The following is a 19179-nucleotide window of genomic DNA, read 5'->3' as shown; positions in this document are numbered from 1 at the left end:
ATGTGGCTGTATCTGGCGATGATGGGCGCAGCCTGGGGCGCGGGCGGGATGGTGTGGCGGCTGTTGCGTATCCCGCTGCGCGCGGCGAGCAACCCGGACGGCACGCCAGGGTGGTGGCGGATCGTCATGGCTGGGTGCCTGCCTCTGGTGCGCTGGGGTGCTCCGCTTTGGCGTTACCTGGGCCAGGCGCGCCTGGCCGGCCTGATCGCCCAGGCCGGCTTGCCGACGGCGGTTCGTGCCGAACATGTCCTGGCCTTGGGCCTGCTGGCCGGATTGGCCGGAGCGGGGTTGGCGGGCGTGGGGATGCTGGCGGGCGAGGCCTGGAACGGTGCCCACGAGGGCCCATTCGGAGCCGTCGATTCCTCGCGCTGGCTACCATGGGCCATGGCGGGCGGGGCGCTGGCCAGCGTGCTGCCGGTACTGTGGTTGCGGGCGCGCGGGGCTGCGCGCCGCCGCCGGATCGAGCGCGGCCTGCCCTTTGTGCTGGACATGATGATCCTGTGCGTCGAGGCCGGGCTCAGCGTACCGGCGGCTCTGTTGGTGGCGGCCTCGAACGGTCCGGACGGGCCGCTGCGCGAGAGCCTGGCAGTCGCGCTGGCGCAGATGCGGGCGGGCGTGAGCAGGGCCGTGGCCCTGCGTGCCATGGCTGAGCGTTGCGGTAGCGCGCTGGTAGGCGATTGGGTCGCCGCCCTGGCTCAGGCGGACGCCCTGGGTATCAGCCTGGCGCCGGTATTGCGGGCGCAGGCGGTGCAGTGCCGCCGCGACCGCCAGCAGCGGGCCGAGCAATTGGCGCTGCAGGCGCCGGTCAAGCTGCTGCTGCCCCTGGTGGGCTGCATCTTTCCCTGCACCTTCATCGTGCTGGCGTTTCCCATCGCCATCCAGTTGCTGCGAGGTTCGGCGTGAGCCGCCAAGCGCCCCTGCCGCGCGGAAGGCTGCGGCTGCTGTGGGTCAGGGGCTGGGTGGGGCGGATGCGGGGGCTGCTGGGCCGGCGACCGCCCGGGGAGCGGTCGGGAATCCTGTTGATGCCATGCCGGGCGGTGCACACGTTTGGCATGCGGTATGCGATCGACGTGGCGTTCGTGTCGCGGCAAGGGCGCGTGCTGAAGCTGTGCAGGGCGCTGCCGCCCCGCCGGATCGCGCTATGCCTGGGCGCCGTGGCCGTTGTCGAGGTTCGGGCTGGCACTGTTGATGCCGAACACGGAGGTATAGGACGGATAGAAGCTGCAATAGAACACGCCCGCCGCCGCGACCGTGAACGGGACCTGCAATATGTTGGCGAACCCAGGCGGCAGCCCGATGGCGATGAGCAATCCCGAGCACAAGTCCAGAAACAAGGCGATCAGGACCCAGGTGGCGACATAGACCAGGAAAGCCCATTTGTTACGCCAGCAGGCGATACCGGAGAAGAACAGTGCCTGGGTCAGGCGCAGTCCGTGCCAGGCCACCAATACTGGCGCGTACCAGAACAAGGCCGCTATCACGACGTAGATGATGGTGAAAATGATGAGCGGCGCGCGGAGCGCCATCAGGATGGGCTCCATGCTGTTTTCGATGGAGGCTATGCGCATGCCCTCGGCGAACGCCGCCGAAAATGGCAGGAATGTCGCCAGGCCGGCGGTCAGGCTGACCGCGGCGTACAGCAGTCCCATCAGGAACAGCTTGCGGAACACGCCGGGCTGCTTGAGCGGTTTGGCCCACATCGATGGCAGCATGACGCGGTCAGCCTCAACGTGTTTGCAGGCAGCCAGGCTCATCAGCGTGATCGACGGCATCAGCGCGATGAACAGGATCGGCCCCACGATCTGCGCGGCGAATGCGAAGCCGACCAGAAGGCTGTTGACCAGCGCCCAGGTACACATGGCCAGGGGTTGCTTGCGGAACAGACGGAAGCCGTCTCGAACCCATTGCCAGCCGGAAGACGCGGGTAGGAATGCTGCTTGCATGGCTCTCTTGTGGGGATCTCTCAAAAAGGGACGCGCTACCCCCCAATTATGGGGGGCATGACGATTACGGCAATACCGGCAGGCCCGGTCGGTGGCGCGCCTGCAACACTCTTTCGAAATGCCGGGGGTCGTGCGGCTTGAGCGTCTGTGCCGGACGCGGCAGATAGAAGTCGTACAGGCGCGACAGCCAGAAGCGCAGGGCGGCGGCGCGCAGCATCAGGGGCCAGGCCTGGCGTTCGGCGTCGGTGAACGGCCGCACCCGGGCGTAGGCGTCCAGCCAGGACTCGACCAGTTCGGGGATGAATTCACCGGTATCGCGTTCGATGCACCAGTCATTGACGCTGACGGCCACGTCGAACAGCCAGGTGTCGCAGCCGGCGAAATAGAAGTCGATGATGCCGCCCATGAGCGGATCCTCGAAGGTGCCGGCGAACAACACATTGTCGCGGAACAGGTCGCAATGGGCCGGGCCTGCGGGCAGCGCCTGCCAGGCCGGGCTGGCGGCCGCGGCCTGCTGGGCGGCCAGTTCCGATTGCAGCAGTTGTGCCTGGCCGGGATCCAGGAAAGGCAGGACCTTGGGCGCCGTTTCGACCCACCAGGACAGTCCGCGCAGGTTGGGCTGCTGGATGGGGAAGTCCTGTGCCGCCACGTGGGCGCGCGCCAGCGTGGCGCCGGCCAGGGCGCAATGGGCCGCGCCGGGGGCCGGTTCATAACCGCCGGGCAGGCGCGAGACGATGGCGCAGGGCTTGCCGTGCAGGGTGGTCAGGCGGGTGCCGTCGCGCAGCGTCTGGGGTTGCGGCACCGGGATGCCGCGGCTGGCCAGGTGGTACATCAGCTCGATGTAGAACGGCAGTTGGGCCTGCGTGAGCACCTCGAACAGCGTCAGCACGTACTCGCCGCGGCTGGTGTACAGGAAGTAATTGGTGTTTTCGATGCCAGCCGTGATCCCCCGCAGCGAGACGAACTCGCCCAGGTCGAATTGCGCCAGCAGGGCGCGCGCGTCGTCGTCGGATACGGGAGTGAAAACGGCCATTGATGTCAGGGAAAGAGGGGATTAACGGACGCGGGCGGACGCGGGCAAGGCTCGCCCGGACAATGCGTGCACGCGGCGGCGGCGCAATTTTAGACCACATGGCTGGCAGGGGCTGGACGATCGCCGGCCGGGGCCGCCGGGCAGAATCCCGCCAAGCACCGTAAAATAGCGCATCCCCTTGTTTTGCTGAGTGATTCTTGGACTCCCCCGACTGGCGGCTGTGTGTCGCCCCGATGATCGACGTGACCGACCGGCATTGCCGCTATTTCCACCGGCTGCTGGCGCCGCGCGCGCGTCTGTACACCGAAATGATCACTACCGGCGCGCTGTTGTATGGCAATGTGGCGCGCCACCTCGACTTCGACGACGCCGAACACCCGGTCGCGCTTCAACTGGGCGGTAGCGAACCGGATGCGCTGGCGCAGTCGGCGAAGCTGGGACGGCAGTGGGGCTACGACGAAATCAACCTGAATTGCGGCTGTCCGTCGGAACGCGTGCAGAAAGGCGCGTTCGGCGCCTGCTTGATGGCCGAGCCGGATCTGGTCGCCGATTGCATCAAGGCGATGCAGGACGCGGTCGACATCCCGGTGACGGTCAAGCATCGGCTGGGGTTGGACTATGACGAGTCGTACGCCTTCGTGCGGGATTTCGTCGGCAAGATCCACGACACGGGGTGCCGGGTGTTCATTGCGCATGCGCGCAACGCAGTACTCAAGGGCCTGTCGCCCAAGGACAATCGCGAGATTCCGCCGCTGCGCTATGACGTGGTGGGCCAGCTCGCGCGGGATTTTCCGGACTGCGTGTTCGTGTTGAACGGCGGGCTGGCCGATGCCGCGCAGTCGGTGCGCGCCGCCGCCGACTTCGACGGTGTCATGCTCGGCCGCGCGGCCTGGCACACGCCGCGGGTGCTGTCGGAGGTGTCATTGCAATTGTGGCCGTCGGTGCGCCTGCCCAGTGATGCCCAGGTGGTCGATGCAATGATGGAATATGCCGCGCGCCAGGTGGCGCAAGGCGTGCCGTTGCGGGTGATGACGCGGCCGATGCTGGGCCTGGTAAATGGCCAGTCGGGCGCGCGCCGCTGGCGCCGCATGTTGTCGGATCCGGCGCTGTTGGCCGCGAACGATCCGGCCCTGATCTACGACGCCTGGCGCAGCCAGCGCCACGCATCGCCGGAACGCGATGCTGCGTTGACCGCGGCCCCGGCGAGCGCCTGAACGTGTAACGGCAACGCCTGAATGCAAAAACGCCCAGATGGCCGCAAGGCTGCCTGGGCGTTTTACATGGAGGGCCGTCGTGGAGGGTGTTGCATGTGGGCAGACCGTAGCGTCGCCCTGCAACAGCCCGCCTCTCAGGACTGCGTGGATTCCGCGCTTTCGGCGGGCCAGTCGCGGATGTAGGCCTTGAGCATATTGTTTTCGAACTGTTGCGCCGCCACGATGGCCTGCGCCATGTCGTAGAACGAAATCACGCCCATCAGCGTCGGGCCGTCCATGACGGGGATGTAGCGCGCGTGCTTTTCGAGCATCAGGCGCTGCACTTCGTCGGCACTGGTGTTGGGCGACACGCTGACCGGCGCGTCGTCCATGATGGAACGGATGGTGGTTTCACCGGCGCCGCCATGCGCATGCATGTGGCGGATGATTTCGCGGAACGTCAGCATGCCGACCAGCGTGCCGAATTCCATGATGACGAGCGAGCCGATATCCTGCTCGCTCATGGTTTGCACGGCCTGGGACACGGGCATGTCCGGCGAGGCCGTGTAAAGCGTGTCTCCTTTGACGCGCAGAATTTCGCTGACCTTCAACATCGGTTTCTCCTGGGCGGTGGTGCCCTGATTGCTATTTCTTGTTCGCTTCCAGCTGCAGGACCGGGGCGACGCCATTTCCGGTATTTTGCGCTTCTCCGCAGAGTTCTTCCAGCGCGGGCGCGTTTTCCTGGGAAATCACCGCCGCCGCGACCCGCAGGATTTCGCGATCGCCGCGTACCCGCGGCTGGCCACGGTCCAGCAGGAAACGGTCGACCACCGGCGCCAGCGAGGTCGAGCGCGCGTCGCAGGTGAGCACCCACAGGTCATCCGGCGTACGCGTGACCAGGTTCATGTCGCAGAGGGTTTCCAGGACATCGTTCAATTCGTCCTGGTGCAGTTTCAGCTTCGAGGCCAGCAGGTTGGCCGGCAAGCCGGGCGGCGTGCGGGACTGGGCGCGACGCAGCGTGCGCAATACGTCCAGCGCGTCGACGAAGGGCGCGCCGGCGTAGCGGTTGAACTCCCAGCGGCCCAGTCGGATCAGCGGCGCGCTGGCCGCCAGCGTTGCGCCCAGCAGCACCGCCAGCCAGGACAGGTAGATCCACAGCAGGAAGATGGGCAGCGTGGCGAATGCGCCGTAGATCACGGTATAGGTGGGAAAGCGCGTCAGGTAGTAGGCGAAGGCCGATTTCATGACTTCCAGCGCGATTGCCGTGACGCAGCCGCCGACGAGGGCGTCGCGCCACAGCACCGGGCGATTCGGCACCACCATGAACAGGGCGGCAAAGCCCAGGGCGGTCAGCACCAGCGGAATGAACGAGATGGCGACGCTGACGATTTCGGGCACATCGTTCACCAGGCCAAGCGATTCGCGCGCCACGAACGAAGTGGCCCAGAGGCTGGCGCCCGCCACCACCGGCCCCAGCGTGATGACCGCCCAATAGACCAGGGCGCGCTGCGGCAGCGGCCGCTGCCGTGTCACGTGCCAGATGTCGTTGAAGGCGGTGTCGATGGTCATGATGAGCAGCAGCGACGTCACCAGCAGGAACGCGCCGCCGATCGCGGTCAGGCGCGAGGCCTGGCGGGCGAACTGGTTCAGGTATTCCATGATGTTGTCCGAGACGGACGGCGGCATCAGGCTGTTGGCCAGGAAGTCCTCGAGCGCGATCCGGAATTCCTGAAATACGGGAAAGGCCGTGAACAGCGACAGCACCACGGCCAGCATCGGCACGATCGCCAGCACCGTGGTGAAGGTGAGGCTGGAGGCGACCTGCAGCAGCTTTTCCTCGTCGGCGCGCTGCGCGGTGAAGACGAACGCGCGCCCGACCCGCACCAGCCACGATGCGCGTGGGGGCGGGGACTCGGGGGCCGCCGGCGCGGCGGCGGCGGGCTCGGCGGGGCGGTTCATCAGGCGATAATAGCAGCATGAACCCTGAACTCAACCCCCGCTTGCGCCTGGCGGCCTCGGTGTCGCTGTTCGCCCTGATCGTGTTGTGCGTCACCTGGGAAACGCTGGTGGCGCCGCTGCGTCCGGGCGGCTCCTGGATGCTGCTCAAGGCCTTGCCCCTGGTGCTGCCGCTGCGCGGCATCGTGCGCGGCAACCTCTATACGTATCAGTGGGCGTCGATGCTGTCGCTGCTGTACCTGATGGAAGGCGTGGTGCGCGCGATGTCCGACCCGGCGCCGTTGTCGGTGTGGATGGCGGGGGGGGAGATCCTGCTGTCTACGATGTTCTTCTTGAGCGCCATTTTCTACGTGCGGCCGGCCAAGCGCGCCGCCAGGAGCCAACGCGCATGAATGCCCATTCCCTGTCCGAACTGCGTGCCGTCAATTCGTTCGCGGCACTGCCCGCCGCATTCTATACACGGCTTGAGCCGCAACCGCTGAACCATCCGCGGCTGCTGCATGCCAATGCCGAGGCGGCCGCGCTGATCGGGCTGGACCCGGCCGTGCTGGATACGCCGCAGTTCCTGCGCGTCTTTTCCGGCGCCGAGCCGTTGCCTGGGGGCGATACGCTGGCGGCGGTGTACAGCGGCCACCAGTTTGGTGTCTGGGCCGGGCAGTTGGGCGATGGCCGCGCCCATCTGCTGGGCGAGATCCAGGGACCGGCGGGGGGCTGGGAATTGCAGCTCAAGGGCGCCGGCAAGACGCCGTATTCACGCATGGGCGACGGCCGCGCGGTGTTGCGCTCATCGGTGCGCGAATACCTGGCCAGTGAAGCCATGCACGGCCTGGGCATTCCGACCACCCGGGCGCTGGCGCTGGTGGCTTCGGACGACCCGGTCTGGCGCGAAACCGTGGAGACCGCCGCCATCGTGACGCGCATGTCGCCCAGCTTCGTGCGCTTCGGCTCGTTCGAGCATTGGTCCTCGCGCCGTCAGCTGGACGCGCTCAAAGTGCTGGCGGACTATGTCATCGACCGCTATTACCCGGACTGCCGCGCCGCGCCCGCGGGCGAGCCGCAGGACCAGACCGCGCCCTACGTGCGCCTGCTGCGCGAAGTCACGCGGCGCACCGCGTTGCTGATGGCGGACTGGCAGGCCGTAGGGTTCTGCCACGGCGTCATGAATACGGACAATATGTCCATTTTGGGGCTCACTCTCGATTACGGTCCGTATGGCTTCATGGACGGCTTCCGCCTGGGCCATGTCTGCAATCATTCCGATTCCGAGGGCCGCTACTCCTGGAACCGCCAGCCGTCCGCCGCGCTGTGGAACCTGTACCGCCTGGGGGGCAGCCTGCATGCGCTGGTGCAGGATGTGGACGCGTTGCGGGCCGTTCTGGACGAGTTCGAGGGCGTTTTCACGCGGGCTTTCCATGAGCGCATGGGCGCCAAGCTGGGGCTGGCCGGGTGGCGGCCGGCGGACGAACCGCTGCTCGACGACCTGCTCAAGCTGATGGATGCCAACCAGGCGGATTTCACGCTGACCTGGCGACGGCTGGCGCAGGCCGTGCTGGGCGAGCGCGCGCCGTTCCAGGACCTGTTCATCGATCGTGCCGCCGCATCGCACTGGCTCGACCGCCTGCTGGCGCGCCAGGCCGAGGACGGGCGCGCGGCGGCCGAGGTGGCGGCGGCCATGAATCGCGTCAATCCTCTCTATGTGCTGCGCAATCATCTGGCGGAAGAGGCGATCCGGGCTGCCAAGGCCGGCGAAACCGGTGAGATCGACACGCTCATGACACTGCTGCGCGATCCGTTTACGGCCCGCGCGGGCTGCGAAAAGTATGCCAGCCTGCCGCCGGACTGGGCCAGCGGCATCGAGGTCAGCTGTTCGTCTTGATGTTCGTTTTGCGCGTTTGTTGACGACAAAGTGCTATTTTGAGTGCGGAAGACGCAGGAAATTGGCGCAGTAAGACGAAAAATCGCGGTTTTTTTCTCTGCAATCATTCGTTTCCATTGTAAAAGTCGTAAGATTGTCGCCTGCGGGACACTCAGGATGGCATGCCTGTCACTGGGGCATTTGTCGACAATTTTCAATATAAAAGCACTCTGAATATGCCTGGCGCAGATGGTTTGCTGTGTATCGGCCTGCTTGAGGATGATGCGGACTTCCGGGAGGAGTTGGCGTTGGGCCTGGGTGGGTACGGTTTCCGTGTGGCGTTCGCCTGTGACAATGCCGCGGCGTTCTACCGCCGTTTGCAGGAACAACCCTGCGATATCGTCATTCTCGACGCCCATCTTCCGGGAGAAGACGGTTTTTCGGTGGCGACGCGCTTGCGCGCGCTCAGTCCGGTGGGCATTGTCATGCTGACCGGGCGCAGCGCGCTCGAGGACCGGGTGCGCGGCCTGGAAGGCGGTGCCGATGTCTACATGACCAAGCCGGTCGATCTGCTGGAACTCAGTTCGGTCATTCGCAGCCTGGCCCGGCGTATGCGCCTGGCCAAGGCGCCGCGGCCGGTCGATGCCGAGACGCGCGCGGCGGCCGATACGGCCTGGTCGCTGCAGGACGGCGGCTGGATCCTGGTTGCTCCCGATGGCGCGTCGCTGCACTTGAGCGCGCAGGAACGCACGTTCCTCATGGCGCTGATGGATGCGGCCGGTTCGGCGGTCAGCCGGCAGGCGCTGGCCGAATTGTTCCTGCCGGACAGCCCGGGGGGCTTTGAATTGCGCCGCATCGATGTGCTGGTCAGCCGCCTGCGCGCCAAGGCGCAGAGCGCGGGCCTGAAGCTGCCCGTGCTGTCCGTGCGCGGACAGGGGTACGTGTTCGCGGCCTAGGGCCGGCGCGTGGCGCCTTGCCGTTTTTGGCATGCCCTGGCGCACATCGCCGCCTGGCGCGTGCGCCGTCAGGCCCGGGTGGCGTCCGCCGTCGGGCTCGGCGGCGCCGGCTCGGGCGGCCGGGTCGGCAGGGTGATGACGAAACGCGTGCCCACGCCTACCTCGCTTTGCATGGCCAGCGAGCCGCCCTGGCTCTGGCAGATGCGTCGCGCCAGGTACAGTCCGATGCCCATGCCTTGCGTTTCGCGATGCGCCGCGCGCCGGAAGCGCGGCTCGAAGATGCGGGCCTGTTCTTCCTGGCCGATGCCGGGGCCGCGGTCCGTGACCGCCACCCACGCCATCGGCACGCCGTTCCCGTCGGCCAGGCCGGTTTCGATCCGGATGGGTTCGCTGGCCGGGGAATACTTGACCGCGTTGTGGATCAGGTTGCGCAGCACCACGCTGGTCAGGGCGCGGTCACAATAGACCGGCAGCCGCTCGCTGCCCTTCTGCAGGCGCAAGGCGTGCGCAGTGTCGGGTTGCATGGCGGCTACCACCTCGCTGGCCAGTTCGGCCATGTCGGTCTGCTCGCTGCGCGGCGTCCAGGCCTGGTCTCCCAGGCGGTCCTGGTTCAGCAACTGCTCCATCAATTCGGTCATCCGGCTGACCGAGCGGTGGATGCGCGCCAGGCGGCTGTCAATGGTTTCGCCGCTGCCCGACAGAATCATGTCGAGCGACTGGGCCGCCGCGCTGATCGTGGCCAGCGGCGCGCGCAGCTCATGCGAGATCAACGCGTTCATCTGGCGTTGAGTATCGAGCGCGCCCGCCATTTCCACCAGCCGCAATTCGCCCTCGACCCGTTGGTCGGCGTCGGCCGAGTCCGGGCGCTTGGGGGGCTCCAGTCCCGTCAGGAGCAGGGCGGCCTGCACCAGCAGCAGCCGCGCCAATGGCGCCGCCAGCGTGCCCGTGTCGGGCATTGCCCAGGCGTCATGGCCCAGGATCCAGGCCGATGCCAGGTAGGCCCCGCCCAGCGCCAGGACGGCGCCGCGCCGCGGCATGGGCCGGACCCCGGCAGTCAGGAACCACGCCGCCAGGATCACGCTGGCGGTCGCGGCGGCGCCGGCGACGAGGGTAGGCAGCAAGCCGCCGTCGCCGTCATAGACGAAGATCAGCGCCAACGCCGCCACGCCAGTGAGCGCGATGCAGGCCCAGCGGCATGCCACGGCCAGGCGCGCGGCGGCGCGCTGGCCGGCGATCAGCGGAATGGACAAGGCCAGCAGGGCGGCAAAGGAGCCGGCCTGCAGTGCGCCGGCGGGAAACAGCGCCGGCTGGGTGCGCAGCACGCCTTCCACCAGGGCGAAGGCCAGGCCGGCGCCATAAATCATGGCGCGGGTGCGAATCCAGGCGACGGCGCAGGCCACCGCGCAAGCCAGCGCGATGCCGGCGATCAGGCCGATCTGCAGATCGGAGAGGTGAGGAAACAATCCTTCCGTCAACTAGGAATCCATCGTGGGTCAGGCGCGGGGGACATGTGCGCGGGCGAAGTTTACGATAGTGCCGCGAATCGCGTGGACGCCGATCTTTTCCAGGATGGCGCGGGTGGCGTCGTCGGGCACGTCTTCAGCGTACACCGCCATGCCGAGCGCGGTGGCGGTGGCCATGACCGTGGCGGCCAGATGCTGGCTGCCCGGGCTGTGCAGGATGCCGCTGATGAAGCTGCCGCAGAGCTTCACGTACGACAGGGGATAGGCGTGCAGGTGTTCCATCGCGCCGAATTGTTGCGATAGGCGGGACAGGCCGATACGGCCCCCCGCGCCGGTGACGATCTGGCACAGCTGACGCATGTCGGAGTCGTGTTCCATCAGGGCGGCCGCATCCACTTCGATGATCAGCCGTGGAATCAGGGCCGGCCGGTCGGCCAGCATGCGGGCCAGCCGCGACAGGAAGGCGCCGTGCGCCAGCGACGCCTGCGACACATGCACCGCCAGGGCTTCGGGGCGGGTGAACAGCCAGTCCAGCCCCAGGCGAATGGCCTGAATATCGCATTCGGCCGAGAGCCCCAGGCGCACCGCGGGCGGCATGAAGATCGCGGCGGGCACCGGGTCGGCGCCACTGGTGTCGTGCAGCGTCAGGCTGGCTTCGTAATGCAGCAGCGGGCCGGCCACGCCGGCCAGCGGTTGCGTCGACAGAGAGAAGCGGTGTTGCTCCAGCGCCGTGGACAGGGCGTCATGCCAGCTGTATTCGCCGATGCGGGTGCTGTCGGCCGCCTGGCTGGCCGGGGCGATCAGGTCGTCATCGGCGCTTTCCGCGCACATCAGGGCGTGGTCCAGCCGCGCCAGCGTATCGCTCATGTTGTCGCCCGGCGCATAAGCGGCCATCGCCAGCGCCCAGCGGCACCAGTCGCGTTTACCCATCGGTACCCGCAGCGACCGCAACTCGCGCCGCACCCGCTCGGCCAGCATGCCGGCTTGCGGCGCGGAGGTGCGCGGCATCAGCAGCGCGAAATCCGAACCGCCCATGCGCGCCAGCGTCGTGCCGGTGTCGCCGCAACTTTCGACCAGTTTGCGCAGCCGATCGGACGATGACCGCAGCCACTGATCGGTAAAGGCGCGCGACAGGTGCCGGTTGATCTGCGCCAGATCGCGCTGGCGGAACATCAGGATGTGGCCGCCGGCATCGGTTTCCTGGCTGGCCAGGGCCTGGCGGAAATGGTCGATGAAGTACTTGCGGTTCGGCAGGCGGGTGATGGCATCGCGCTGGATTTCGCTTTGCAGCGATTCGATGCGGGCATTCTGTTCCTGCACCGTTGCGGCGGCCTGGCGCTGGGCGTCGACCAGCGCCTGATCGAGGCCCTCCTGCCCGCTGGCGCGGCTGGGCGAGTCAGCGCCGCCCGGGGTTAGCGCGCGTATCCGGTCGCGGATGTCTTTGGAGGTTCGAGCTTCGATCCAGCGCAACAGGTTGCCGGCGAATAGCGCCCAGAAGATGCCGGCGGCCAGTGTCAGGCCGATGACGCGCACGCCGCCCTGCCACAGGGTGTCGCGCGCCAGGCGGGCATCGGCCTGGACCGTGACGGTACCGAGCCTTCGGCCATCCGGTCCCAGATATGGCCGGGTTGCGGGCGGCGCTTCCAGGGTCAGCCAGGCGGGGCGCCAGTCGTGTGCGGCATCGCTCCCGCCGGTTGCCGGGTCATGCCGCTCGATCCGGGTATCCCCATTTTCTCCGGCAATGCGGACCCGCGCATACATGCCGGCGCCGAACAGATCATCGGCCAGTTTGCGCGGGTCGCGCGCGCCGTCCGGATCATGTGACAAGGCCCAGGCCAATGCGCTGGCACCGGCCTGGGCCTGCTGAGCCAGCTGTGTATTCAGATAGCGATGAGCGGCCAGCATCCCCAGGGCCTGGGCGCCGAGCAGGATGAAGGCAATCAGGAGAGCGGTGCAGAGGATCAGCCGGCGTAGTGTGGACATGGATCGAGGGTTCCCTTCGTAGCCCGCACCGTTGCCGGTGCCGGGCAATGCCGGCCTGCCAATGAAAGGGGGGTCTTCAGGCAGCGCAAGTGCCCGCAAGGGAAAAATGCTGGATAAGAAACGTGACACACGTTACTAATACCTCAGTGACGTCGCGTGCGCTGTAATTCCTTATGTCACGAAACATACAGAATATTACGAAATCGCCAGCGATATCAGACAACCTGTGCAATTATTTCGTTCGTGATAATTGCCCGGATGATAACTATTGAGACAGGCTGTATTAATTTTCCGGTTCCGGCTGTCGTAGTAAGGGCAACGCATGGCGCATGGACCGGCCAGCAATTGCCCCCCAAGGACCGCCATGACCCATCGCGAGCAACCAGATCAGGGTGGAAATAGAAAGAAAGGGAGCGCGTTGCTCCTGAAGTGTGGCGTTTTTTTGCGAAAATAATGCATAATTTAAAAAATGTTACAGCCCTTGGGTTTCTTTCCGGACCACAACGCCAAGGGTTTCTAGATAGGGGGCTCCGTGCGTGAGAGTTACCTGCTCGCACTGTGCCTGACGCTCGCGGGCGCACTTGCAGCGATTTGTGTGTTTTACGTCCGCCGGGAACGCGTGCTGCGCGACAGGCTGACGCGTGACGAATTGACCGGCGTCCTGAGCCAGCGGGAGTTGCACCGCCGCGCTCGCGCCTGGCTGAACCAGGCCGAACGGCAGTCCGGCCGGGGCGTGTTCGGGCCGCGCGGGCAGGCGCTGGAAGACCGGGAATCCCTGGGAATCGCGCGGCCGCGGGCCGATGCGCGCGGCATTGGCGCGTTCTTCCTGGTCAGTTTCGACCAGTATGCCGAGATCAGCGCGATGTTGCGCGCCGGCGAGGACCAGACCTTGTTGGTGATGGTGGCCGACCGGCTCAGCCTGGTGACGCGCGCGCTCGGCGGCATGGTGGCGCGCACCGGCACCGATGCGTTCACCGTCTGCATTCCGGACGTGGACGAGCAGGGCGCCGCGCAGGTGTCGGCCAAGCTGCTCGAAGACCTCTCCGTGCCCTATGAGTTGGGCGGCAGGCCCCTGATTGCGGTGTTTCGGGTGGGTGCAGCGTTGTATCCAGACCACGGTCGCAGCGTTGAAGAACTGCAGCGTTGCGTGCAGGTGGCCATGGTGCCGCTCAAGGAGCGTGGCGGGCCGGGCTGGAGCATGTTCGATTTCCGCATGCTGGCGCGCCAGCGCGACCAGCAGGGCCTGGAAAACGACCTGCGGCTGGCGCTGACCACACCGTCGATGGATCAATTCGAGTTGTACTACCAGCCGGTTTGCGACAGCGGCACCGGCATGGTGCAGGGCTGCGAGGCCCTGTTGCGCTGGCATCACCCCGAGCTGGGCAGCGTGTCGCCGGCCGTGACGATCGAACTGGCCGAGCGCAGCGGCCTGATCGTGCCGTTGGGCGCATGGATCCTGGAACGGGCCTGCTCCCAGGCCGCGCTATGGCCGCCGGCCTGGCGCGTGCACGTGAACCTGTCGGTCAAGCAGATGAACGAGGACGGCCTGGTGCAGTTGGTTTCCGACGTGCTGGCCACGACCAAGCTGGCACCGCGCAAGCTGGTGCTGGAGATCACCGAGTCGATCTTCATCCTGCATTACGAGCGGCACGTGAAGATCCTGAATACGCTGCGGGCCAAGGGCATCGGCGTGGCGCTGGACGATTTCGGTTGCGGCTATTCCAGCCTGAACCACCTGCGTCACCTGCCTATCGATTGGGTCAAGATCGACCGCAGCTTCATTTCCGCGCTCGAATCCGACGCCGGCAGCCGCGAGGTAGTGTCGGCGCTGTTCGGCCTGTGCCAGGCGATGCACCTGCCGGTGGTGGCCGAGGGCGTCGAAACCGAAGGCCAGCGCGAGATCCTCAAGTCGCTGGGTTGCCGCGTGATGCAGGGGTTCCTGCTGGGCCGGCCGGCGCCGGCCGCCGAAATTCAGGCTTTGGCGTCGGCGGTGTCATAATCGGGGTTGCTTGCAAACCCACTTGTTGACTTCCTATGCCCGGCAATACCCTCGGTACTCTGTTCACCGTCACGAATTTTGGCGAATCCCACGGGCCGGCCATCGGTTGCGTCATTGACGGCTGCCCGCCTGGAATGGCGCTGGACGCGGCCGACATCCAGCGTGAACTGGACCGGCGCCGTCCCGGCACCTCGCGCCATGTCACCCAGCGCCAGGAAGCCGACCAGGTCGAGATCCTGTCCGGCGTGTACGAGGGCTTGACCACCGGTACCCCCATCGGCCTGTTGATCCGCAATACCGATGCGCGCAGCAAGGACTACTCCAACATCACCGACACCTTCCGGCCGGGCCATGCCGACTATGCCTATTGGCGCAAGTTCGGCCTGCGCGATCCGCGCGGCGGCGGCCGTTCCTCGGCCCGCCTGACCGCGCCCACGGTGGCCGCGGGCGCGGTGGCCAAGAAATGGCTGGCCGAACAGTACGGGGTGAAGGTGCGCGGCTACATGAGCCAGCTGGGCCCGATCGCGATTCCGTTCGTGTCTTGGGACGAGGTCCCCAATAACCCGTTCTATGCGCCCAACGCCGGGGTCGTGCCCGAGCTCGAGGCCTACATGGACCAGTTGCGCCGCGACGGCGATTCGATCGGCGCGCGCATCGAGGTGGTGGCCGAAAACCTGCCGGCCGGTTGGGGCGAGCCCATCTACGACCGGCTGGATGCGGATATCGCCCACGTCATGATGGGCCTGAACGCGGTCAAGGGGGTGTCGATCGGCGCCGGTTTCGACTGCGTCACGCAACGCGGCTCCGAGCATGGCGATGAAATCACGCCCGACGGTTTCCTGACCAACCACGCTGGCGGCGTGCTGGGCGGCATCTCGACCGGCCAGCCGGTGACGGTGTCGCTGGCCATCAAGCCCACTTCCAGCATCCGGGTCGAGCGGCGCTCCGTGAACCGCGCCAACGAACCCGTCATGGTGCAGACGCTGGGCCGGCATGATCCCTGTGTCGGCATCCGCGCCACGCCGATCGCCGAGGCCATGCTGGCCCTGGTGCTGATCGACCACGCCTTGCGCCATCGCGGCCAGTGTGGCGAACCCGGCTGAGGCCGCAGGATTCCGTAGTCCCTGACCGTTGGAGGAGGCTGGCATGAGCCGTAACCGCTATCCTTTGCGCCGCCTGGCGGCTGCGCTGTCCCTGGTGGCCCTGGCGGGCTGCACCGGGATGAATACCACCCAGTCGGGCGCCATCGGCGTCAACCGTACCCAGTACATGTCCAGCATGGTGCCGTCGCAGGCGCTGGAGCAGGAAGCGAACCAGCAGTATGCCGACATCCTCAAGCAGGCAAAGGCCAAGAACCTGCTGGATCGCGATGCGCAGCAGGTGGCGCGAGTGCGCGCCATTTCGCAACGCCTGATCGCGCAGACCGGTGTGTTCCGCCCGGACGCATCGGCCTGGAAATGGGAGGTCCATGTGCTGACCAGCGACGAGATCAACGCCTGGTGCATGCCGGGCGGCAAGATCGCCGTCTACACGGGCCTGATCAACAAAATCAAACCCACTGATGACGAGCTGGCGGCGGTGTTGGGGCACGAAATCTCCCATGCCCTGCGCGAGCATGCGCGCGAGCGCGTGTCGCAGCAGATGGCCACCAATCTGGGCCTGCAGGTACTGTCCATCGCCACCGGCTCGAGCGCGGCGTCCGACCTGGGGGGCAAGCTCAGCGACGTGATGTTCACGCTGCCCAACAGCCGCACGCATGAAACCGAGGCCGACCGCATGGGCGTCGAACTGGCCGCGCGCGCGGGCTTCGATCCGCGCGCCGCGGTCACGCTGTGGCAGAAGATGGGCGCCGCCGACAACGGCAGCGCGCCGCCCGAGATCCTGTCGACGCACCCGTCGGCGGCCTCGCGCATCTCCGACCTGCAGGGCGCGGCGCAGCAGGTGTTGCCGCTGTACCAGCAAGCCAAGGGCCGCACGGCGCGCTAGCGGTCCGCCGCAAGGGGCGGACCGCCAGCGCCGCAGCCTTCAAGCAGCGCCGATGCCATGACCGCCGGCCTCAGGCCGGCGTTTTCACGCCTGGGCCGCGCATGACGCTGATGCCCAGGCTGGCCAGTATGTGGCGGGTTTCACTGTCGGGCACGTCTTCCGCGTAGACCGCGATGCCGAGCTTGCGGGCGGTCTCAAGCACCGAGGCAGTCAACTGCTGGCTGCCGGGGCTTTGCGACATGCCGCCGACGAAGCCGCCGCCCAGCTTCACGTAGGACAGCGGCAGGGTGTGCAATTGCGCCACCGCGCCGAACTGTTGCGCCAGGCGACGCACGCCGATGTGGGCGCCGAATTCCGAAGCCACGCGCGCCAGCGTGGCGATCTGCTCGTGGCATTCGACCAGGCCGTGGGCGTCGATTTCCAGAAACAGGCGCCGTGCCAGCGCCTTGCGCTCGGTCAGAAGCAGCGCCAATTGGCGGACATACTTCTGGCCGCGCAGCGAGGGCAGGGCGACCCGTAGGGTCAGTTCGCCATCGTGCGTCGCCAGCCAGTCCAGGCCCAGGCTGACCGCCTGCAGGTCGCAGTCGGCCACCAGGTCGAGCCGCACGGCGGGCGGAATGAACAGGGTGGCGGGGATCGGCGCCTGGTCGGCGGCGGTGCGCAGCATCAGCATCGCTTCAGTGCGGATGGGGGCGCCGGCGACATCGCGCAGCGGTTCGGTGGCGAGTTCGAAGCGGTTTTCTTCCAGCGCCGACTGAATGGCGTCCTTCCAGGCCCGCTCGCCCGATTCGGAGGGCGATTGGGCGTCGGCTGCGCCAGCGATCACGACCTGGTCGTTACCGGCGCTCTCGGCCCGCATCAGGCCGAAGTCCAGGCGCGACAGCACCGGCCCGGCCTGGTTGCCGCGGCTGTAGTCGGCCATGGCCTGGGCCCAGCGGCACAGGTGGCCCTCGCCGACGGGAATGCGGGAGGCGTGCAGGTCGGCGCGCAACTGTTCGGCGATCATCATCGCCTGCGGCGCGGCGCAGCCCGGCAGCAGCAGGGCGAAGTCCGAGCCGTTCAGGCGCGCCAGCAGCGGATCGGCCACGTGCAACGATTTGAGCGATGCCAGGATGCGCTCGCAGGCGGCGCGCAGCCATTGGTCGATGAACTCACGCGGCATGTGGCGGTTCAGGTCGGCCAGGTCGCGCTGGCGGAACACCAGCACATGGCCGCCGTCGATGCCGGCGCGCGCCGGCGCCTGGCCCGTGCCGCCTTCGAGCGCGCGGCGGAACTCGTTCACGAAGTACTTGCGGTTGGGCAGGCGGGTGACCGGATCCTGGTTCAACTCCAGTTCCAGGGATTCGATCTTGGCGTTTTGCTCCTCGACGCTGGCATAAACGCGCTCGCGCGTCTGGTTGAGCGCCTGGACCACGCCGGACAGCTCGGGCACGCGCGCCTCCATCTGCTGCGGCGGAGCGTCCCGGCCGATGCTGCGGACATGGTCGCTGACCTCGCGCAGCAGCCGGTTCTTGATCCAGCGGACCAGCGCGAAGGCGAACAGCGCCCAGACCAGGCCCGCGCCCAGCACCAGCGCGATCATGCGCAGGCTGCCGCGCCACAGTGCTTCCCAGGCGTAGGCGTCGTTGGCCACCAGCGTCACTTCGCCGATCTGGCGCCAGCCGTCGCTGACCGCGTGCGAAGCCGAGCGCGCGTCCAGGGGCGCGAGCGCGCGGAACCAGCCCGGTACCGAGGCGGCGGTGGCGGTCGATTGGCGTTCGATCAGCACCTTGCCTTCGGGATCGGCCAGGCGCACCAGCGAGAAGTGGCCGCCGTCATACAGGGCCGACACCAGCAGTTCCTGCACCACCGGATCATTGTTGGCCGGCTGCGACAGGGACAGCGCCAGCGACACGGCGGCGTCCGTGGCCTGCACCTGCAGTTGGCCGGACAGGTATTCGCGGGCGGCATTGACGCTGAGCGCCAGGGTGCCAAGCAGGATGACGCCGATCGCGAGGGTGACACTGAGCAGGAGCTGTCGAAGTATGGACATAGTGTTGGGGTTCCGGACGTCAGGGGCGTATGCCTTCCCGTTCCATGCGTTGGAGTAGATCGCGCCAGCGGCTGAGGCGGTCGACCGGTGCGGCGGCTTTGCCGTCGACGTACACGCCGTCGGCGTTGAAACTGAATACCGGCGTCAGATCGCGCCGTTGCGAGGCGGGCAGGATGGTGGACACCAGACTGTCCAGCACCAGCGGTACTGCGTTGGGGGTGTCGTAGTAGCCCAGCACCATGTGGGCGACCTGGCTGCTGCTGGCCGGCCCGCCCACGCGTGCGCGGACATAGATGAAGCGCAGCTTGCTGGCCGGTACCCCCATCGACAGCAGGGTGAAGTACTTGCCGATGACATAGTCTTCGCAATCGCCCGCGCCCTTGCCCAGCGATTCGAGCGGGGTGGCCCAGTAGTCGTCCTTGCCCCAGATCATGATGTCGTCGCCCGACAGCAGTGCGCGGTTCCAGAAATCGTTCGCTACCGCCAGCCGGTCCTTCTCCGATGCGGACGGCGGGTTGCGCAGCAATTGCAGCCAATTCGAGACCGCCCTGGCGCCTTTGGCGCCATAGCGGCTGGCCGACAGGCTTTGCAATTTGTCGGCGTTGACCTCCAGGGCGGAACTGCCGCCCCAGCCGCAAGCCAGGCAAAGCAAAACCAATCGGCACAGATTCAGCGTGGCGCGGAAACGGCGGGTTGATCGCATGAAACGGATTTTCACATTTTTCCGGCCGGTCTAGCCGTCATCCGGAAAAATTCCCCGCGCCGCCTGCGCGTCGCGCT

16 protein-coding genes and 1 pseudogene are annotated in these 19179 nt (G+C 66.9%); 9 read left to right on the top strand and 8 right to left on the bottom strand.

All coding sequences use genetic code 11. The annotated features are described in order from the left end of the window. Positions 1-903, top strand: coding sequence for a type II secretion system F family protein (locus tag K2W61_RS26795; RefSeq protein ID WP_236756912.1), 903 nt, complete (start codon positions 1-3; stop codon positions 901-903). Between the two features lie 65 nt (positions 904-968). Continuing rightward, a pseudogene (locus K2W61_RS27935) lies at positions 969-1133 on the top strand (DUF192 domain-containing protein); the annotation flags it as partial. Between the two features lie 6 nt (positions 1134-1139). On the opposite strand, the gene K2W61_RS26790 reads toward K2W61_RS27935, so the two are convergent. Together K2W61_RS26790 and K2W61_RS26785 are read right to left on the bottom strand one after the other, a co-directional pair. After that, positions 1140-1943, bottom strand: a complete 804-nt coding sequence (locus K2W61_RS26790) for a BPSS1780 family membrane protein (protein ID WP_236756911.1) — start codon at positions 1941-1943, stop codon at positions 1140-1142. 64 nt (positions 1944-2007) lie between these two features. Continuing rightward, the gene (locus K2W61_RS26785) at positions 2008-2976 is read right to left on the bottom strand and encodes a homoserine kinase (protein ID WP_175134126.1); all 969 of its coding nucleotides are present in this window, start codon (positions 2974-2976) and stop codon (positions 2008-2010) included. 197 nt (positions 2977-3173) lie between these two features. On the opposite strand from K2W61_RS26785, the gene dusA reads away from it, so the two are divergent. Further along, the gene (gene dusA, locus K2W61_RS26780) at positions 3174-4190 is read left to right on the top strand and encodes a tRNA dihydrouridine(20/20a) synthase DusA (RefSeq protein WP_272909355.1); all 1017 of its coding nucleotides are present in this window, start codon (positions 3174-3176) and stop codon (positions 4188-4190) included. A 134-nt stretch (positions 4191-4324) separates the two neighbouring features. Here dusA and K2W61_RS26775 read toward each other — a convergent pair whose 3' ends face one another. Together K2W61_RS26775 and K2W61_RS26770 are read right to left on the bottom strand one after the other, a co-directional pair. After that, on the bottom strand, positions 4325-4783 hold the full coding sequence (locus tag K2W61_RS26775; protein ID WP_006387928.1) for a CBS domain-containing protein: 459 nt from the start codon (positions 4781-4783) through the stop codon (positions 4325-4327). 31 nt (positions 4784-4814) lie between these two features. Beyond that, positions 4815-6128, bottom strand: a complete 1314-nt coding sequence (locus K2W61_RS26770) for a YihY family inner membrane protein (RefSeq protein WP_175134128.1) — start codon at positions 6126-6128, stop codon at positions 4815-4817. Between the two features lie 17 nt (positions 6129-6145). On the opposite strand from K2W61_RS26770, the gene K2W61_RS26765 reads away from it, so the two are divergent. The 3 genes from K2W61_RS26765 (at position 6146) to K2W61_RS26755 (ending at position 8936) form a co-directional block, all read left to right on the top strand. Further along, a complete protein-coding gene (locus K2W61_RS26765) occupies positions 6146-6517 on the top strand; it encodes a DUF2069 domain-containing protein (RefSeq protein WP_175134129.1) in 372 nt (123 codons plus the stop codon). Then, positions 6514-8001: a protein adenylyltransferase SelO gene (locus tag K2W61_RS26760; protein ID WP_236756910.1), complete on the top strand. Its 1488-nt coding sequence runs from the start codon at positions 6514-6516 to the stop codon at positions 7999-8001. Before K2W61_RS26765 ends, K2W61_RS26760 begins: the two co-directional genes overlap by 4 nt. Positions 8002-8216: 215 nt before the next feature. Then, positions 8217-8936: a response regulator transcription factor gene (locus K2W61_RS26755; protein WP_175134141.1), complete on the top strand. Its 720-nt coding sequence runs from the start codon at positions 8217-8219 to the stop codon at positions 8934-8936. A 68-nt stretch (positions 8937-9004) separates the two neighbouring features. Here the strand turns inward: K2W61_RS26755 and K2W61_RS26750 are convergent, their stop codons facing one another. After that, a complete protein-coding gene (locus K2W61_RS26750; protein ID WP_236756909.1) occupies positions 9005-10411 on the bottom strand; it encodes a sensor histidine kinase in 1407 nt (468 codons plus the stop codon). Between the two features lie 18 nt (positions 10412-10429). Next, positions 10430-12382: a bifunctional diguanylate cyclase/phosphodiesterase gene (locus tag K2W61_RS26745; protein WP_236756908.1), complete on the bottom strand. Its 1953-nt coding sequence runs from the start codon at positions 12380-12382 to the stop codon at positions 10430-10432. A 589-nt stretch (positions 12383-12971) separates the two neighbouring features. Here K2W61_RS26745 and K2W61_RS26740 point away from each other — a divergent pair. From K2W61_RS26740 to K2W61_RS26730, 3 genes are read left to right on the top strand one after another with little or no spacing between them, the layout of a single operon-like run. Beyond that, complete coding sequence (locus tag K2W61_RS26740) at positions 12972-14381, top strand: putative bifunctional diguanylate cyclase/phosphodiesterase (protein ID WP_419761657.1); 1410 nt, start codon at positions 12972-12974, stop codon at positions 14379-14381. Positions 14382-14416: 35 nt separating this feature from the next. Further along, complete coding sequence (aroC, locus tag K2W61_RS26735; RefSeq protein WP_175134132.1) at positions 14417-15484, top strand: chorismate synthase; 1068 nt, start codon at positions 14417-14419, stop codon at positions 15482-15484. A 43-nt stretch (positions 15485-15527) separates the two neighbouring features. Further along, entirely contained in the window at positions 15528-16367 is an 840-nt protein-coding gene (locus K2W61_RS26730) for a M48 family metallopeptidase (protein WP_175134133.1), read from the top strand. A gap of 70 nt (positions 16368-16437) precedes the next feature. On the opposite strand, the gene K2W61_RS26725 is transcribed toward K2W61_RS26730, so the two are convergent. Both K2W61_RS26725 and K2W61_RS26720 read right to left on the bottom strand, forming a co-directional pair. Further along, complete coding sequence (locus K2W61_RS26725; protein WP_236756906.1) at positions 16438-18399, bottom strand: bifunctional diguanylate cyclase/phosphodiesterase; 1962 nt, start codon at positions 18397-18399, stop codon at positions 16438-16440. Positions 18400-18418: 19 nt separating this feature from the next. Further along, on the bottom strand, positions 18419-19102 hold the full coding sequence (locus K2W61_RS26720; RefSeq protein WP_175134135.1) for a transglutaminase-like cysteine peptidase: 684 nt from the start codon (positions 19100-19102) through the stop codon (positions 18419-18421). Positions 19103-19179: the final 77 nt, after the last annotated feature.

The organism is Achromobacter pulmonis, from assembly GCF_021733725.1.
Lineage (GTDB): Bacteria > Pseudomonadota > Gammaproteobacteria > Burkholderiales > Burkholderiaceae_B > Achromobacter > Achromobacter pulmonis.
The sequence above is the reverse complement of the archived record's forward strand: the minus strand, read 5'-3'. Positions and strand labels throughout refer to the sequence as shown.

Coding starts and splice junctions, on each gene's coding strand:
- K2W61_RS26795 (WP_236756912.1), top strand. CDS start 1: ATGTGGCTGTATCTGGCGATGATGGGCGCAGCCTGGGGCGCGGGCGGG.
- K2W61_RS26790 (WP_236756911.1), bottom strand. CDS start 1,943: ATGCAAGCAGCATTCCTACCCGCGTCTTCCGGCTGGCAATGGGTTCGA.
- K2W61_RS26785 (WP_175134126.1), bottom strand. CDS start 2,976: ATGGCCGTTTTCACTCCCGTATCCGACGACGACGCGCGCGCCCTGCTG.
- K2W61_RS26775 (WP_006387928.1), bottom strand. CDS start 4,783: ATGTTGAAGGTCAGCGAAATTCTGCGCGTCAAAGGAGACACGCTTTAC.
- K2W61_RS26770 (WP_175134128.1), bottom strand. CDS start 6,128: ATGAACCGCCCCGCCGAGCCCGCCGCCGCCGCGCCGGCGGCCCCCGAG.
- K2W61_RS26765 (WP_175134129.1), top strand. CDS start 6,146: ATGAACCCTGAACTCAACCCCCGCTTGCGCCTGGCGGCCTCGGTGTCG.
- K2W61_RS26760 (WP_236756910.1), top strand. CDS start 6,514: ATGAATGCCCATTCCCTGTCCGAACTGCGTGCCGTCAATTCGTTCGCG.
- K2W61_RS26755 (WP_175134141.1), top strand. CDS start 8,217: ATGCCTGGCGCAGATGGTTTGCTGTGTATCGGCCTGCTTGAGGATGAT.
- K2W61_RS26745 (WP_236756908.1), bottom strand. CDS start 12,382: ATGTCCACACTACGCCGGCTGATCCTCTGCACCGCTCTCCTGATTGCC.
- aroC (WP_175134132.1), top strand. CDS start 14,417: ATGCCCGGCAATACCCTCGGTACTCTGTTCACCGTCACGAATTTTGGC.
- K2W61_RS26730 (WP_175134133.1), top strand. CDS start 15,528: ATGAGCCGTAACCGCTATCCTTTGCGCCGCCTGGCGGCTGCGCTGTCC.
- K2W61_RS26725 (WP_236756906.1), bottom strand. CDS start 18,399: ATGTCCATACTTCGACAGCTCCTGCTCAGTGTCACCCTCGCGATCGGC.
- K2W61_RS26720 (WP_175134135.1), bottom strand. CDS start 19,102: ATGCGATCAACCCGCCGTTTCCGCGCCACGCTGAATCTGTGCCGATTG.